General features: G+C 71.5%; 12 protein-coding genes. 9 read left to right on the top strand and 3 right to left on the bottom strand.

The genetic code is table 11. From position 1 onward, the window contains the following. The first annotated feature begins 67 nt into the window (after positions 1-67). Positions 68-1,657 carry an FAD-binding oxidoreductase gene (locus ACZ4V6_RS22865; RefSeq protein WP_467830342.1) on the top strand — a complete coding sequence of 530 codons (1,590 nt, stop codon included), beginning with the start codon at positions 68-70 and terminating at the stop codon, positions 1,655-1,657. A gap of 2 nt (positions 1,658-1,659) precedes the next feature. Here the strand turns inward: ACZ4V6_RS22865 and ACZ4V6_RS22860 are convergent, their stop codons facing one another. After that, positions 1,660-2,367, bottom strand: coding sequence for a phosphatase PAP2 family protein (locus tag ACZ4V6_RS22860; protein WP_467830339.1), 708 nt, complete (start codon positions 2,365-2,367; stop codon positions 1,660-1,662). 224 nt (positions 2,368-2,591) lie between these two features. Next, on the bottom strand, positions 2,592-3,611 hold the full coding sequence (locus ACZ4V6_RS22855; protein ID WP_467830336.1) for a C40 family peptidase: 1,020 nt from the start codon (positions 3,609-3,611) through the stop codon (positions 2,592-2,594). A 412-nt stretch (positions 3,612-4,023) separates the two neighbouring features. Between ACZ4V6_RS22855 and ACZ4V6_RS22850 the strand changes: the two genes are divergently transcribed. The 6 genes from ACZ4V6_RS22850 to ACZ4V6_RS22825 all read left to right on the top strand — a co-directional run bounded on the left by ACZ4V6_RS22850 (position 4,024) and on the right by ACZ4V6_RS22825 (position 11,256). Beyond that, positions 4,024-4,332 carry a hypothetical protein gene (locus ACZ4V6_RS22850; RefSeq protein WP_019526682.1) on the top strand — a complete coding sequence of 103 codons (309 nt, stop codon included), beginning with the start codon at positions 4,024-4,026 and terminating at the stop codon, positions 4,330-4,332. A gap of 205 nt (positions 4,333-4,537) precedes the next feature. After that, positions 4,538-5,374 carry a DUF8175 domain-containg protein gene (locus tag ACZ4V6_RS22845; protein WP_467830334.1) on the top strand — a complete coding sequence of 279 codons (837 nt, stop codon included), beginning with the start codon at positions 4,538-4,540 and terminating at the stop codon, positions 5,372-5,374. Further along, complete coding sequence (locus ACZ4V6_RS22840; protein WP_467830332.1) at positions 5,364-6,713, top strand: hypothetical protein; 1,350 nt, start codon at positions 5,364-5,366, stop codon at positions 6,711-6,713. The genes ACZ4V6_RS22845 and ACZ4V6_RS22840 overlap by 11 nt, the downstream gene beginning before the upstream one ends. 14 nt (positions 6,714-6,727) lie before the next feature. Continuing rightward, positions 6,728-8,269: an SCO6880 family protein gene (locus tag ACZ4V6_RS22835; protein ID WP_467830915.1), complete on the top strand. Its 1,542-nt coding sequence runs from the start codon at positions 6,728-6,730 to the stop codon at positions 8,267-8,269. Positions 8,270-8,281: 12 nt separating this feature from the next. After that, complete coding sequence (locus ACZ4V6_RS22830) at positions 8,282-9,694, top strand: ATP-binding protein (protein WP_077799281.1); 1,413 nt, start codon at positions 8,282-8,284, stop codon at positions 9,692-9,694. A 23-nt stretch (positions 9,695-9,717) separates the two neighbouring features. Beyond that, a complete protein-coding gene (locus tag ACZ4V6_RS22825) occupies positions 9,718-11,256 on the top strand; it encodes a type IV secretory system conjugative DNA transfer family protein (RefSeq protein WP_467830329.1) in 1,539 nt (512 codons plus the stop codon). A gap of 27 nt (positions 11,257-11,283) precedes the next feature. Here the strand turns inward: ACZ4V6_RS22825 and ACZ4V6_RS22820 are convergent, their stop codons facing one another. Beyond that, complete coding sequence (locus tag ACZ4V6_RS22820) at positions 11,284-11,844, bottom strand: GNAT family N-acetyltransferase (RefSeq protein ID WP_467830327.1); 561 nt, start codon at positions 11,842-11,844, stop codon at positions 11,284-11,286. A 94-nt stretch (positions 11,845-11,938) separates the two neighbouring features. Here ACZ4V6_RS22820 and ACZ4V6_RS22815 point away from each other — a divergent pair, with 94 nt between their 5' ends. After that, positions 11,939-13,186: a sensor histidine kinase gene (locus ACZ4V6_RS22815; protein ID WP_467830325.1), complete on the top strand. Its 1,248-nt coding sequence runs from the start codon at positions 11,939-11,941 to the stop codon at positions 13,184-13,186. Continuing rightward, positions 13,183-13,860, top strand: a complete 678-nt coding sequence (locus ACZ4V6_RS22810) for a response regulator (RefSeq protein ID WP_467830322.1) — start codon at positions 13,183-13,185, stop codon at positions 13,858-13,860. The genes ACZ4V6_RS22815 and ACZ4V6_RS22810 overlap by 4 nt, the downstream gene beginning before the upstream one ends. Positions 13,861-13,950: the final 90 nt, after the last annotated feature.

Raw genomic sequence — 13,950 nt, 5'->3', positions numbered from 1 at the left:
GTCCGTGGAACCCCCACCCCCACCTCCCCGTCTCCCTCCCAGAACCCCACGGGACCCGGAGATGCAGATGAACCGGCGCACCTTCCTGGGCGGCACCACGGCCGCCGCCCTCACCCTCACCACCACCGCAACGGCCCGCACCAGCACGGCCCCTGACGCCCCCTCCGGCGCGGACAAGAACCCCGCCCCCGCCCAGGCCCCCCGCCCCACCCCCACGGCCACTTCCACCGGACCGGCCACCACCCCCACCCCCGCCGCCTGGACCGCCCTGGCGAAATCCCTCGACGGCCCCCTCCTCCGCCCCGGCGACCGGTCCTGGCGAACAGCCCGCCAGCTCTACAACACCCGCTTCGACACCCTCCGCCCCGCCGCCGTCGCCTACGCCGCCCACCCCGACGACATCCGCACCGCCCTCTCCTACGCCCGCGCCCACCGCGTGCCCGTCGCGATCCGCAACGGCGGCCACTCCTACGCCGGCTGGTCCTCCGGCGACGGCCGCCTGGTCATCGACGTGTCGGAACTGAACCGCGTCCGGGTGAGCGGCTCCCAGGCCGTCGTCGGCGCCGGCGCCAAACTCATCGACGTCTACCGGTCCCTGGCCGCCAGGGGCGTGACCGTCCCGGCCGGCTCCTGCCCCACCGTCGGCGTCTCCGGCCTCACCCTCGGCGGCGGCCACGGCGTCGTCTCCCGCGCCTACGGCCTCACCTGCGACAGCCTCACCCAGGCCACCCTGATCACGGCGGACGGCAAGCAGATCACCGCCGACGCCACCCACCACAAGGACCTGTTCTGGGCCCTGCGCGGCGCCGGCAACGGCAACTTCGGCATCGTGACGGAACTCCGCTTCCGCACCCACCCCGCGCCCCAGGCCGTATCGGCGCACCTGACCTGGCCCTGGGCGAAGGCCGCCGCGGTCGTGCGCGCCTGGCAGGAGTGGGGCCCGGGCCAGCCCGACGAGATCTGGTCGTCCCTCCACCTGGAGGCCGGGCCCCGCGGCACCCCGGCCGTGTCGGTCGCCGCCTTCTCCCTCGGCACCTACGGCGAGCTGCAGAACGCGGTCGACCGCCTCGCCGGCCGCATCGGCGCCCCGGCGAGCGGCGTCTTCCTCAAACGCCGTTCGTACGAGGCGTCGATGGAGGCGTACGCCGGCTGCTCGTCCTTCACCGCGGACGCCCGGTGCCATCTCCCCGGCACCACGCCCGGCCGGTCGCCGCAGGGCTCTCTGGAGCGCGAGACGTACGCGGCCCGCTCGGACTTCTACGACCGTTCACTGCCGTCCGCCGGCATCCGGGCCCTGCTGTCCCAGGTCCGCCCGGTGCGCGACGGCACCGGCAGCATCGTGTTCACGGCGCTCGGCGGGGCGGTGAACCGCGTCGCGCCGACGGCGACCGCGTTCGTGCACCGCCGCTCCCGGATGCTGGCCCAGTACCTCGCCTCGTGGCGGCCGGGCACGAGCGGCGCGGCCGCCCGGTCCTGGCTGGCGTCCGCGCACGGCGCCATGCGCCCGTACGCCTCGGGCGCCGCGTACCAGAACTACGCGGACCCGGACCTCAAGGACTGGCGGCGGGCCTATTACGGAGACGCGGCCCCGCGCCTGGCGAAACTGAAGAGCCAGTACGACCCGGACCGCGTCTTCACCTTCCCCCAGGCTCTGTAGCCCTAGGCGGCGAGGTCCCGCTCCTCCGCCCCGGCGCTCCCCTGCCGGGCGCCCGGGAGCACGGAGCCCCGCTCCTCGCCGGCCCTTCCCCGCGCGCTGACCAGCCAGCCCGCCCGCGGCGACCGTTCGACGGCCTTGACCAGCGGGGTCAGCAGGGCCATGGCGACCGGCGACAGCAGCAGCGCGACGGCCGTGCCGAGGGCGAAGCCGCCGATGACGTCCGTCGGGTAGTGCACGCCCATGTAGACCCGGGCGAAGCCGCCGAACAGGGCCAGCACGATCGCGCCGATCCCGAACTTCCGGTTGGCGACGAACAGCGCGACGGCCAGCGCCATGACGAGCGTCGCGTGGTCGCTCACGAAGGAGAAGTCGTCCTTGCCGGAGACGAGCACTTCCAGCCCGTCGTGGTCCTTGAACGGCCGGGGCCGTTCCACGAAGCCCCGTATCGGCACGTTGACGAGTACGGCGATGCCGGCCGCCAGCGGCGCCCACACCAGCGCGGCCACGGACGAGGCCGCGTCCGCACCGCCCCGCCGCCGCACACCCCACCAGCACCACAGCACCAGCAGCACGATCGCGAACAGCAGTCCGTACTCACCCACGAACTCCATGACCCGGTCGAACCAGTGCGGCGCGTCCTTGGCGAGTCCGTTGATGTCGTAGAGCAGCTCGACGTCGGGGTTCGACCCGGATTCGGCGAGTCCAGCCATGTTGCAGCGGCCCCTTCGTCATGTTCTCCGGCGCACCTTGCGCTCGGCTCTCCTGCCACCCCCGTGGTCGTAGATCCGCCGGCTCCCCTCCTGTGCCGCACACCTACACGACAACAGGAACGCACGGTCCCCGTCGATACGTTCCACACTCCACCGAATGATCACGCAGACGTTATCGAAGAGAGACTCGTCGTCGCAGCTCAGGGGAGGGGTTCACGTTCGGTTCACAGCGTCGTGGGCAATGCTTTCGCGCCATCTTCGGTCACCCGCGTGGCCCCGAAGTAGTCGGGCGTGTCGATCGGGTCGAACCGGATCACGGCCCCCGACCGCGGCGCGTCGATCATGTACCCGCCACCGACGTAGATCCCCACGTGCCGGATGGCCCGGGAATCGGTCAGGTCGTCGGAGAAGAACACCAGGTCCCCCGGCAGCAGCTCGTCCCGCGCCGGATGCGCCCCCGCGTTGTACTGGTCGTTGGCGACCCGGGGCAGCTTGATCCCGACACTCTCGTACGCGGCCTTGGTCAGCCCCGAACAGTCGAACCGCCCTCCCTGCGCGGCGGTCCCGTTCCCACCCCACAGGTAGGGCGTCCCCAGCTTCTTCTGCGCGTACGCGATGGCCCCGGCGGCCTGCTCGGAAGGGTCCACCCGCGAGGTGGGCGCGGCGAAGCTCTTCTCCAGCGTCGTGATCACCTTGACGTAGTTCCGGGTCTCCTTGTACGGCGGCACGCCCTGGTACTTGATGACCGCGTAGGCGCCCGCGTTGTAGGAGGCCAGCATGTTCTCGGTCGCGTTCCCGGGCACGTCCTTCACGTACGACGCGAGGGAGCAGTCGTACGAGGCCGCCGACGGGATCGCGTCCGCCGGATCCCACACGTCCCGGTCGCCGTCCCCGTCCCCGTCGATGCCGTGCGTGGCCCACGTCCCGGGGATGAACTGCGCTATCCCCTGCGCCGCCGCCGCGCTCCGCGCCCTGGGGTTGAAGCCGCTCTCCTGGTAGAGCTGGGCGGCGAGCAGCGCGGGATTGATGGCGGGGCACAGGTTGCCCCACTTCTGCACGAGCCCCTGGTACGCCGCGGGCACGGTCCCCTTGGCCAGCTTCTTGGCCCCGCCGCCCGCACCGCCCGCGAGGTTCCCGGCGACGACGTAGACCCCGACGACCAGCAGCATCACGAAGCCGACGCCCAGCGCGACTGCGGCGCCCCCGATGAACCACACTTTGCGCACGGCCCAACCCTTCCCCATCCAGCCGCTTCCCAGGCCACGTCCGGCGAGCGTGACGTCCTCTCAGAATGGACCAGTCGACGCCCGCCGCACGACAAGTCGAATAAAAGATTCACACGGTGACGCGCCGTCACCGGTGTGGAGGCGGAGGCGCGGCGACGGCCGACGACGGACCGCGCGGCAAGTTGCGGTCCCACCTCATTGCCCAGCGTGACACGCCGTGATACACAGAGTGACGATACGAATCTTTGCATACCGGTTCGCGCCACCCCACGAGGGCACGGCGCGGACCGGTGGCAAGCTGTTCATACAAAACCCGCCAATCAATGACGCCAAGTCGACATACGACAGCGGCATTGTCGGCGACAATGAGGCCTGACCTCTGCATGAACGCAGGGGGCGCGGAACTACCCAAACAGGGGCGGTGACTTACATGCTCTTTGCGGCCGACGAGGGAGACATCAACACCATCATCGGGGGGATCGCTCCGGACTGGGGCCCCTTCGGCAGCCTGGGCAACGAGGCGAAGGTGATGATCGAGGTGGTGATGGCCGTCGCCATCCTGCTCTGCCTCGGCATCGCCATCTGGGGCGCAGCCAAACAGCGCATCGGCGCCACGGCGCTCCGCGACACCTTCAGCGCCGAACAGGGCAAGGGCCTCATCATCGCGGGCCTGACGGGCGTGTTCATCATCGGCTCGCTCGGCACGCTCTTCACCATCGTGTACGGCATGGCCGTGTAGGCGGGCGCGCGGTCCCATCGGCCCCGCCGGGCGCGCCCGGTCCTCCTCCATCCCACCCGCCCGTCGTGCCCACCGGCTGAGGTTGCGTCTCCCTGATGTCCAGTCACCACACCGCGTCCGAGCGGGCGCCGGCACCGCTACCGTCATACTTCTACGGCATGGGGTACGAGGTGTTCCCGCACGACGTCGAGGGGGCGTACGCGGCATGAGTCTCGGAGACGACCACCAGTCCTCCGGCGGTTACGGCGGCACGGGCCAGACGCGGACGCGGCTGCCCGACCACGGGAGCGACACGTACGGAGGCGCCCGCCGCGGCGGGCGTTCGTCCTCGCGCAGCCTGGTCACCGTGGTCGGCGTGGTCGTCCTCCTGATCGCCGCGATCGCCTTCGCGAACCGTGGAGGAGACGATTCCGCAACGTCCGGCGAGGCGGCGTCCGGCGACAAGCCGAAGACCTCGGCGACGGCGCCGTCCGGCGAACAGCCGGTGGACACGAAGACAGCCGGCATCCCCTCGGGCTTCACCCACGACCAGCAGGGAGCACAGAGCGCGGCGGCGAACTACGCGGTGGCGCTTGTGTCGGCCGACATCCTCAAGCCCGCCCGGCGGGCCGAGATGATCCAGCAGGTCTTCGTGGCCGACAAGCAGACCGTCCTCTCGGACAAGTTCGCCAAGGCCTATACGAAAGAATTCCTCAGAGACATCGGTCTCGACCAGAACGGTAACGCGACAGGTGGCAACACCTACGTCTCCCGCACCCTGCCCATCGGCACTAAGACCACGAGCTACTCCGAAACCGCTGCATCCGTCGATGTCTGGTGCACCGGAGTCTTCGGCACGGCGGGAGCAGAGTCGACCAACCCGGTGAGCAGTGACTGGTTCACCATGACGCTCCAACTGCGCTGGGTGGACGGCGACTGGAAGATCGACAGCTTTTCCCAACAGGATGGCCCCGCCCCCGTTCCCGGAGACAACAAGGCGTCCAGCGCCGATGAGATGGCCAAGGCCGTCCAGGAGTACGGAGGGTTCACGTATGCCCGGTAGCTCGCACCGCGTACTCAAGGTCGCCGCCGCCGTCACCGCCGTACAGACTGCGGCCGTGTTCCTGGCCAGCCGCGCTGTCGCAGCACCCACACCGTCGCCGACGCCGACGGACGACAACTGTGACCTCATTGTCGGCCCCGCCAAGGACTACTGCGAACGCGGCGAGTCCGGCGGTTCCACCGGAGGTACCGGCGGTGACGCCCCTCGCCTCACCTCCACCCTCGACCCCCTCTCCTCCCTCGCCAAGGGCTGTGCCGACGCCGCGTCCTGGACGATCGACAAGCTCAGCGCCGCCGTGCAGGACACCGCGAACGTCGACTTCACGAACCAGAAGTTCCTCCAGCAGTACGCCGTCGTCTTCGCGGCGTCGACGATCCTCACGCTCCTCCTCTGGCTCCTCGCGGTGGCGAAGCGCGCCGTGCGCGGCGTCCCCCTCACCACCGCGCTCTCCGAGGCCATCGGGTTCCTCTGGCTCACCGTCCTGGCGTCGGCGTTCACGCCGCTGATCCTCTACACGGTCGTCTCCGCGACCGACAGCGTCACCGACGTCCTCGCCAAGGCCACCGGCGACCAGACGGACACCTTCTTCGGCACCTTCTCCGGCGCCCTGGAGAAAGGCGAGGACATCGGCGGCGGCCCGATCATGCTGATCGTCGTCTCCCTGGTCTCCATCCTCGCCGCCGGCGTCCTGTGGCTGGAGCTCGTCATCCGCGCCGCCCTGCTCTACGTCGGCGCCCTGCTCGGCACCGTCGTCTACGCCGGGCTGGTCGACAAGAACCTGTGGGGCCACGTCCGCCGCTGGGCCGGGATCATGATCGCCGTGATCCTGGTCAAGCCCGTCGTCGTCATCGTCCTCGGCCTCGCCGGGGCGCTCTCCGCCGACGACGGCCCCGACGCCTTCTCGGCCGTCGTCTCCGGCCTCGCGATCATCCTGCTCGCCATCTTCGCGTCCGCGATGATCTACCGCTTCGTCCCCGGCTTCGGCGACGAGCTCGCCGGCTCCCGCAACAACCGCATCATGCAGGGCGCCGAGGGCAAGGCCGCGGCCGTCATCAGCTCCCCGGCCAATCTCGTCGCCCAGGGCATCAGGACCCACAGCACCCGCCACAACGGCGACGGCGGAGGCGGGGGCCGGTCCGGCTCCTCCTCCGGGCCCCGTCCCGCCAACCCCGCATCCGGCGGGGTCACCGCGCACAGCTCGCGCCCCTCGAACGGTGGCGGCGGAAGTGTCCCCTCCGCCGCACCCGCACCGCGCTCCGGCAGCCCGGTGAACACGCCCCATGCCAGCAACACCCGCAACAGCGGAACCAGCAACAGCTCAGGAGGTGACGGGCGTTGACGACCGAGTCCCACATGTCCCATCCGGTCACGCCCCGCCGTACGTATCTGATCGGCCGCGCCCGGCCGAACGCGATCGTCGGACGCAACCGCGAGACCGGCGAGATCGCGCTGATCATCGTGGGCGCGTTCCTCGGCATGATGTGCGGGCTGCTCGTCCCCGTCCTGACCCTGCGCATCGTGCTGCTCATGGGCTTCCCGCTGCTCGCGCTGGCGGCGGTCTACGTGCCGTACCGGCACCGCACGTTCTACAAGTGGTTCGAGATCAACCGCAGCTACAAGCGGACGCTGCGCCAAGGCACCGCCTACCGTTCCGGCGCCGTCGAGGCCGGCACCCGGCTGGACGGCCGGGAGGTCGAGGTCGGCCCGCCGCCCGGCATCGGCCGCATCACCTGGCTGGCGGCGCCCTTCGGCCCGGACGAGATCGCCGTCCTGCTGCACGCCGACCGCAAGACCGTGACGGCCGCGATCGAGATCGAGGGCCCGGGCGTCGGCCTGCGCGACTCCGAGGACCAGGAGGCCCTCGTCGACCGCTTCGGGACCCTGCTCAAGCACGTGGCCAACGGCGACGGCTTCGTCACCCGCATCCAGATGCTCGCCCGCACCCTCCCGGCCGACCCGGACGCGCACGCCAAGGACGTCTCCCTCCGCGGCGACGACAGGGCGCTGCCCTGGCTGCAGCAGTCGTACGACCAGTTGCAGTCCATGGTGTCCACCAGCAGCGAGCAGCACCGCGCCTACCTCGTCGCCTGCATGCACTACACGCGCGAACTGGCCGCCGAGGCCCACACCATGGCCCGGGCCGCCCGTCCGCAGAACGGGCGCAAGGTCGACCGGGACGCGGGTCTCGCGGTGGTGATGGCGCGCGAGCTGACCGACATCTGCTCGCGCCTCCAGGAGGCCGACATCCGCGTCCGCCAGCCGCTCGGACAGGGCCGGCTCGCCTCCCTCATCCACTCCATGTACGACCCGGACCACCCGATCGACCACATCCAGGCGATGACCAAGCGCAACGCCTGGCCGGCCGAGCTGGACGCCATGGAGCCCACCTACCTCCAGGCCAAGACCCGCGAGTCCTCCACCCGCGCCCCCTGGTGCCACGCCACCGCCTGGATCAAGGAGTGGCCGATGACCCCGGTCGGCGTGAACTTCCTCGCGCCGCTGCTCGTCCACACCCCGGACGTCATCCGCACGGTCGCCGTGACGATGGACCTCGAACCCACCGAGGTGGCCATCGAGCGCATGCTCACCGAGAAGACGAACGACGAGGCCGAGGCCTCCCGCGCCGCCAAGATGAACCGGACCGTCGACCCGCGCGACATCGCCGCCCACGGCCGCCTCGACCAGCGCGGCGAGGACCTCGCCAGCGGCGCGGCCGGCGTCAACCTGGTCGGCTACATCACCGTCTCCTCCCGCTCCCCCGAGGCGCTCGCCCGCGACAAGCGGACGATAAGGGCCTCGGCCGGAAAGTCGTACCTGAAACTGGAGTGGTGCGACCGCGAGCACCACCGCGCCTTCGTGAACACGCTTCCGTTCGCCACCGGCATCCGAAGGTAGGGGCTGAGCCTGATGCGGGACCCGCTGTCCGTCCTCACCGACGCCTTCACGTCCTTCCTGTTCGGGAAGGTCGAGACGACCCGCCTCCCGGTCCGCACCTCCACGGGCCAGGCGCAGGCCGTCTACCTGCCCACCGCCGCACCCGGCCTCGGCGACTCCGGCGTGATCATCGGCCGCGAGGTCTACTCCGGCAAGGGCTACATCTACGACCCCTTCCAGCTCTACGGCCAGCAGCTCCCCGCCCCCCACTGGCTGGTGCTCGGCGAGTCCGGCAACGGTAAGTCGGCGCTGGAGAAGACGTACGTCCTGCGCCAGCTCCGCTTCCGCGACCGCCAGGTCGTCGTCCTGGACGCCCAGGGCGAGGACGGCGTCGGCGAGTGGAACCTCATCGCGCAGGAGCTGGGGATAACTCCCATCCGCCTCGACCCGATGGCCGCCCTGGACCACGGCATCCGCCTCAACCCCCTCGACCCGGCGATCACCACGACCGGCCAGCTGGCCCTGCTCCGCACGATCATCGAGGTCGCCATGGGGCACGGCCTGGACGAGCGCTCCGGCTTCGCGCTCAAGGTCGCGCACGCCTACGTCAACGAGACCATCGTCGAACGCCAGCCCGTCCTCACCGACATCGTCGAGCAGCTCCGCCACCCCGAGCCGGAGTCGGCCGAGGCGATGAACGTCGACATAGACGACGTACGAGCCTGGGGCCTGGACGTGGCGCTGGTCCTCGACCGGCTCGTCGACGGCGACCTGCGCGGCATGTTCGACGGCCCGACGACCGTCGGCATCGACCTCGACGCGCCGCTCATCGTCTTCGACCTGTCCCACATCGACCGCAACTCCATCGCCATGCCGATCCTCATGGCCATCGTCGGAGTGTGGCTGGAGCACACCTGGATCCGTCCCGACCGGAAGAAGCGCATCTTCCTGGTCGAGGAGGCCTGGCACATCATCAACAGCCCGTTCGTGGCGCAGCTGTTCCAGCGGCTGCTGAAGTTCGGACGCCGGCTGGGCCTGTCGTTCGTGGCGGTGGTGCACCACCTCTCCGACGTCGTGGACGGGGCGGCGGCGAAGGAGGCCGCGGCCATCCTGAAGATGGCCTCGACCCGGACGATCTACGCCCAGAAGGCCGACGAGGCCCGGGCGACCGGCCGGGTGCTCGGCCTGCCCAGGTGGGCGGTGGAGATCATCCCCTCGCTCACGCCCGGCATCGCGGTGTGGGACGTCAACGGCAACGTTCAGGTGGTCAAGCACCTGGTCACCGAGACCGAACGCCCCCTGGTCTTCACGGACCGCGCGATGACCGAGTCCTCCGCCGACCTCACGGACGACGCCCTGCGCGCCGCCGAACTGGAGGCGGAGGAGCGGGCTGCGGCCTTCATGGAGCAGCACATCGCCGACTCGTCCGAATCGACGGTGGCGTAGGCACAGGGGGAGGCACGGGACGGATGAGACCGGACGACCGGCGACGGGACGGCCAGGGCGGCGGCATCCCGGACGGCCTGCTGATCGGCATACTCGCGTTCCTCCTCGGCATGACCGTGCTGGTGTGGACGGCGACCGGTCTCGCGGCCCTGTTCTCCCACGGCTCCTGGCCCGCCGGCGTCACCTTCGCGGGCACGCCGCTCGCCATGCGCCACCTGATCGCCGAGCCCCACGACATCACCGGCGCCTGGCCGGACGCCCCCGCGGCGTCGCTCTCCGGGTACGGGCTGTTCTGGGGGCTGTTCATCGGCCAGCTGATGGTGCTCGTCGTCCTGGCCGTGTTCGTGATGGGCACGGTGGCCCGCTGGAAGGCGGTACGGCTCCGGCGGCGGGCCGCGCGGTCACCGGCGGGGCAGGAGCCGCCGCCCGCCCGGGCGCAACCCGCCTGGACGCCGCCCCAGGTGGCACAGGCGTCCCCGGCGGCACAGGCGTCCCCGGAACCGGAACCGGCCGCCCTTCGCCACGAGGTGCCGGTCCCGAGAACCGCCGCTCCCCCCGCCCCGGCCGCCGAACCCCCGGCCCGGACGGCGACGGAGCAGGCGCCCGCGGCTTCCCCCCTCGACGGCAGCCGCGGCGGACGGGAGAACCTCCTGCTGGGCACGAGGGAGAGCCGCCGCGCCACCGCCACCCAGGCCGTGGGCGACGCGGGCGGCCCCGTCCTCGTCGTCACGTCGAACCCCGCCCTGTGGCAGGACACCAAGGACGCCCGCGCCAAACTGGGCCCCGTCCTGCTCTACGACCCCACCCACCTGTGCGACACCCCGGCCCGCCTCCACTGGTCCCCCACCGCGGGCTGCGAGGACAAACCGACGGCACTCGCCCGGGCGACCGCGCTTCTCACCCCGGTCCGGCCCACCGCACGCCTCGACCAGGCCGTCGGCGACGTCGCCACCACGCTGCTGCGCAGCTACCTCCACGCCGCCGCCGTCGACGGCCGCACCGTCCGCCACGTCCACCGCTGGTCCCAGGGCGGCCAGCTCCAGGACGCCGTACGCATCCTCCGCACCAACCCCAAGGCCGCCCCCGGTGCCGCGGGCGAACTGGAAGCGGCCCTCACCGCCCACCCCGAACGCCGGGACATGGCCCAGCAGCTGACCTCCCGCGCCCTGGCCGCCCTCTCCATGGTCAACATCCGCGAGGCGTGCACTCCCAACCGAACTGATGCCCTCACCTTGGATTCCTTCGTCCACGAACAGGGCACGCTTTACGTGGTGGGGGAATCCCTCGAGGACCCCCGGACGAGCCCGGGCGCCATGCCGCTGCTGACGGCGCTCGTCTCCAGCGTGGTCGAGCGCGGCCGGCGCATGGCCGAACGGTCATCCTCCGGTCGGCTCGACCCACCACTCACGCTCGTCCTGGACGACGTCGCCGCCGTGGCCCCGCTCTCCCAGCTCCCGGAGCTGCTGGCCACCGGCGCGGACCGGGGAATGCCGACCCTGGCCCTGCTCCGGTCCCGCGAACAGGGCCGCGCCCGCTGGCCGCACGACGAGCTGCCGGTGTGACCGCGGCGAGGGGTGCGGGGGTGCGGGTCAGCGTTCGACGACGAACTCCAGCTCCTGCTCCTCCGGCTCGCCCGCCGACGGCACGGTCCGGCCGCTCGGCGCGAACCCCGCCTTGGCGTAGAAACCCCGGGCCCGGCCGTTGTCCTCGTGCACGATCAGCCGCACCCGCTCCGCCCCGGCGGCCCACGCCCACTCCAGTCCGGCGTCGAACAGCGCCTTGGCCAGCCCGCTCCCCCGCCACTCGGGCCGCACGAACACGCCGACGACGTGTCCCTGCCGACGGTCCACGGGAAAGCCGGCCCAGTCCGTCGTCCCCGCCTCCTCCATCAGCACCGTCAGCGTGCCGAGCCACTGCCCGCCCGGCCCCTCCGCGACGATCTGCTGCGCCTCGGACGCGCCCTCGGCGGCCCCGGCCGCCCGCTCCTGCCAGTAGGCGTCCGACCGGCCCGCGGCCTCGTCGTAGGTCTCGAGGAAGGCCAGACGCGCGACCGGATCCCGCAGCGCGCGCAGCCGCAGCTCCTTCACGGCGGGCCACTCGTCGGCACGTACGGACCTGATCACGTAGTCACCGGGGACCGAGACACTCATACGGGCCAACGTAGTACCCCGGTACTACACCCCTCACCTCATATACGGCCCCGAGACGGACGCCCGCCGCCCCGGGGCGGCGGATCATGGCCGGATGGAGCCCGTGGTGGAAGAGCGAGCGGCCGAGCCCCTCACCGAGTACGTACAGCGCGTCAACCGGCGGGTCCGCGCCTTCGACCGGCGCCGGCCCCTCGTGTGGGACCTCCACTTCACCGGCTTCTGGGTGTCGGCCGCCCTGATCGACTACGCCGGTGGCGGCTGGCGCAGCGTCGCCCAGGATCCCGGCGTCCCCGGTGGGCTCGTCCTCGCCATGAGCCTCGGCCTCTCCGTCCCCCTGCTCTGGCGTCGCAGCCACCCCCGCGCCGCCCTCCTCGCCATGGCGCCGGTCGCCTTGGTGAACGCCTGGACGGGCGCCGCCCTGCAGGTCTCCCTGCTCCAGCTGGTCCTCCTCTTCCACATCACCCTGCGCCTGCCGCTGCGCAACCTGTGGTGGGCGACGGCCCTGACGTCGGTCCCGATGTGCGTCACGCTGGCCCGGTACGGGGATGAGGCGGGCCCGTGGAACCAGCAGGTCGGCTCGCAACTGCTGTCCATGGGGGTCGTGGCCCTCATCGCCGTCACGGTCCGCACCCGGCGCAACTACACCGAGGTCCTGGAGGACCGCGCCCGCCGTCTGGAGATCGAACGCGACCAGCAGGCCCAGCTCGCCGCCGCCGCCGAACGGGCCCGCATAGCCCGCGAGATGCACGACATCATCGGCCACAACCTCTCCGTCATCACGGGCCTCGCCGACGGCGGCCGGTACGCCGCCGCCAAGTCCCCGGAACGCGCCGCCCAGGCCCTCGACGCCATCGGCACGACCAGCCGCCAGGCCCTGGGCGAGCTCCGCCGCCTGCTCGACGTCCTGCGCGACGAGGAGAAGGAACAGGCCGAACTCGCCCCGCAGCCCGCCCTCGCCGACCTCGACCGGCTCGTCGACGGCGTCCGCAAGGCCGGCCTGCCCGTCCGCACGGCCGTCAGGGGCGACGCCGCGCTCCCGGCGGGCCGGCAACTCGCGCTCTACCGCGTCATCCAGGAAGCCCTCACCAACACCCTCAAACACGCCGGCCCCGACGCCACCGCCCAGATCGACCTCTCCTACGAGGCCGACGGCGCCGTCACCCTCACCGTCACCGACACCGGCCGGGGCGGCCCGGCCCCCGCGCTCTCCGACGGCCGGGGCCTGCCGGGAATGCGTGAGCGGACGTCCCTGTACGGCGGCACACTTGAGGCCGGCCCGCGCCCGCACCCCGACCGGGGCTGGCGCGTTCACCTGTACCTACCGGAGGAAACCCCGCAGTGACCACCGTCCTCATCGCCGACGACCAGCCCCTCCAGCGTTTCGGCTTCCGGATGCTCCTGGAGAGCCAGGACGACATGACCGTGGCGGGCGAGGCCGCGGGCGGCGCCGAGGCCGTCCGCATGACGGCCGAACTCCATCCCGACGTCGTCCTCATGGACGTCCGCATGCCCGGCCTGGACGGCATCGAGGCGACCCGCCGCATCATCGCCGCCGGTCACCGCACCCGGATCCTCATCCTCACCACCTTCGACCTCGACGAGTACGCCTACGCCGGCCTGCGCGCCGGTGCCTCCGGTTTCCTGGTGAAGGACGCCCAGCCGGAGGAACTCCTCTCCGGCGTCCGCGCGGTCGCCACGGGCGACGCGGTGGTGGCCCCGAGCCTGACCCGCCGTCTGCTCGACGCGTACGTCCACCATCTGCCGGCCGGCACCGCGGCAGGCGGCTCCTCCGACGACTCCCTCGACCCCCGTCTGGCCTCGCTCACGGAGCGCGAGCGCGAGATCCTCATGGTCATGGGCCAGGGCTGGACCAACACGGAGATAGCGCAGCGCCTCCACCTGGCCGAGTCGACGGTGAAGACGCATGTGGGCCGCATCCTGGCCAAGACGGGATCCAGGGACCGCGTCCAGGCGGTGATCCTGGCGTACGACACCAAGCTGGTGAAGCCGTCCTGAAAAGGGCCCGTAAACGCAGAGAACCCCGCACCGTGAGGTGCGGGGTTCTCCCAATGATTGTTCGGCGGCGTCCTACTCTCCCACAGGGTC

This window comes from Streptomyces sp. NPDC029152, assembly GCF_055564355.1.
The sequence above is the reverse complement of the archived record's forward strand: the minus strand, read 5'-3'. Positions and strand labels throughout refer to the sequence as shown.

Excerpts from the sequence above, each read along its gene's own strand:
- ACZ4V6_RS22865 (WP_467830342.1), top strand. The coding sequence starts at position 68 with ATGAACCGGCGCACCTTCCTGGGCGGCACCACGGCCGCCGCCCTCACC.
- ACZ4V6_RS22860 (WP_467830339.1), bottom strand. The coding sequence starts at position 2,367 with ATGGCTGGACTCGCCGAATCCGGGTCGAACCCCGACGTCGAGCTGCTC.
- ACZ4V6_RS22855 (WP_467830336.1), bottom strand. The coding sequence starts at position 3,611 with ATGGGGAAGGGTTGGGCCGTGCGCAAAGTGTGGTTCATCGGGGGCGCC.
- ACZ4V6_RS22850 (WP_019526682.1), top strand. The coding sequence starts at position 4,024 with ATGCTCTTTGCGGCCGACGAGGGAGACATCAACACCATCATCGGGGGG.
- ACZ4V6_RS22845 (WP_467830334.1), top strand. The coding sequence starts at position 4,538 with ATGAGTCTCGGAGACGACCACCAGTCCTCCGGCGGTTACGGCGGCACG.
- ACZ4V6_RS22840 (WP_467830332.1), top strand. The coding sequence starts at position 5,364 with ATGCCCGGTAGCTCGCACCGCGTACTCAAGGTCGCCGCCGCCGTCACC.
- ACZ4V6_RS22835 (WP_467830915.1), top strand. The coding sequence starts at position 6,728 with ATGTCCCATCCGGTCACGCCCCGCCGTACGTATCTGATCGGCCGCGCC.
- ACZ4V6_RS22830 (WP_077799281.1), top strand. The coding sequence starts at position 8,282 with ATGCGGGACCCGCTGTCCGTCCTCACCGACGCCTTCACGTCCTTCCTG.
- ACZ4V6_RS22825 (WP_467830329.1), top strand. The coding sequence starts at position 9,718 with ATGAGACCGGACGACCGGCGACGGGACGGCCAGGGCGGCGGCATCCCG.
- ACZ4V6_RS22820 (WP_467830327.1), bottom strand. The coding sequence starts at position 11,844 with ATGAGTGTCTCGGTCCCCGGTGACTACGTGATCAGGTCCGTACGTGCC.
- ACZ4V6_RS22815 (WP_467830325.1), top strand. The coding sequence starts at position 11,939 with ATGGAGCCCGTGGTGGAAGAGCGAGCGGCCGAGCCCCTCACCGAGTAC.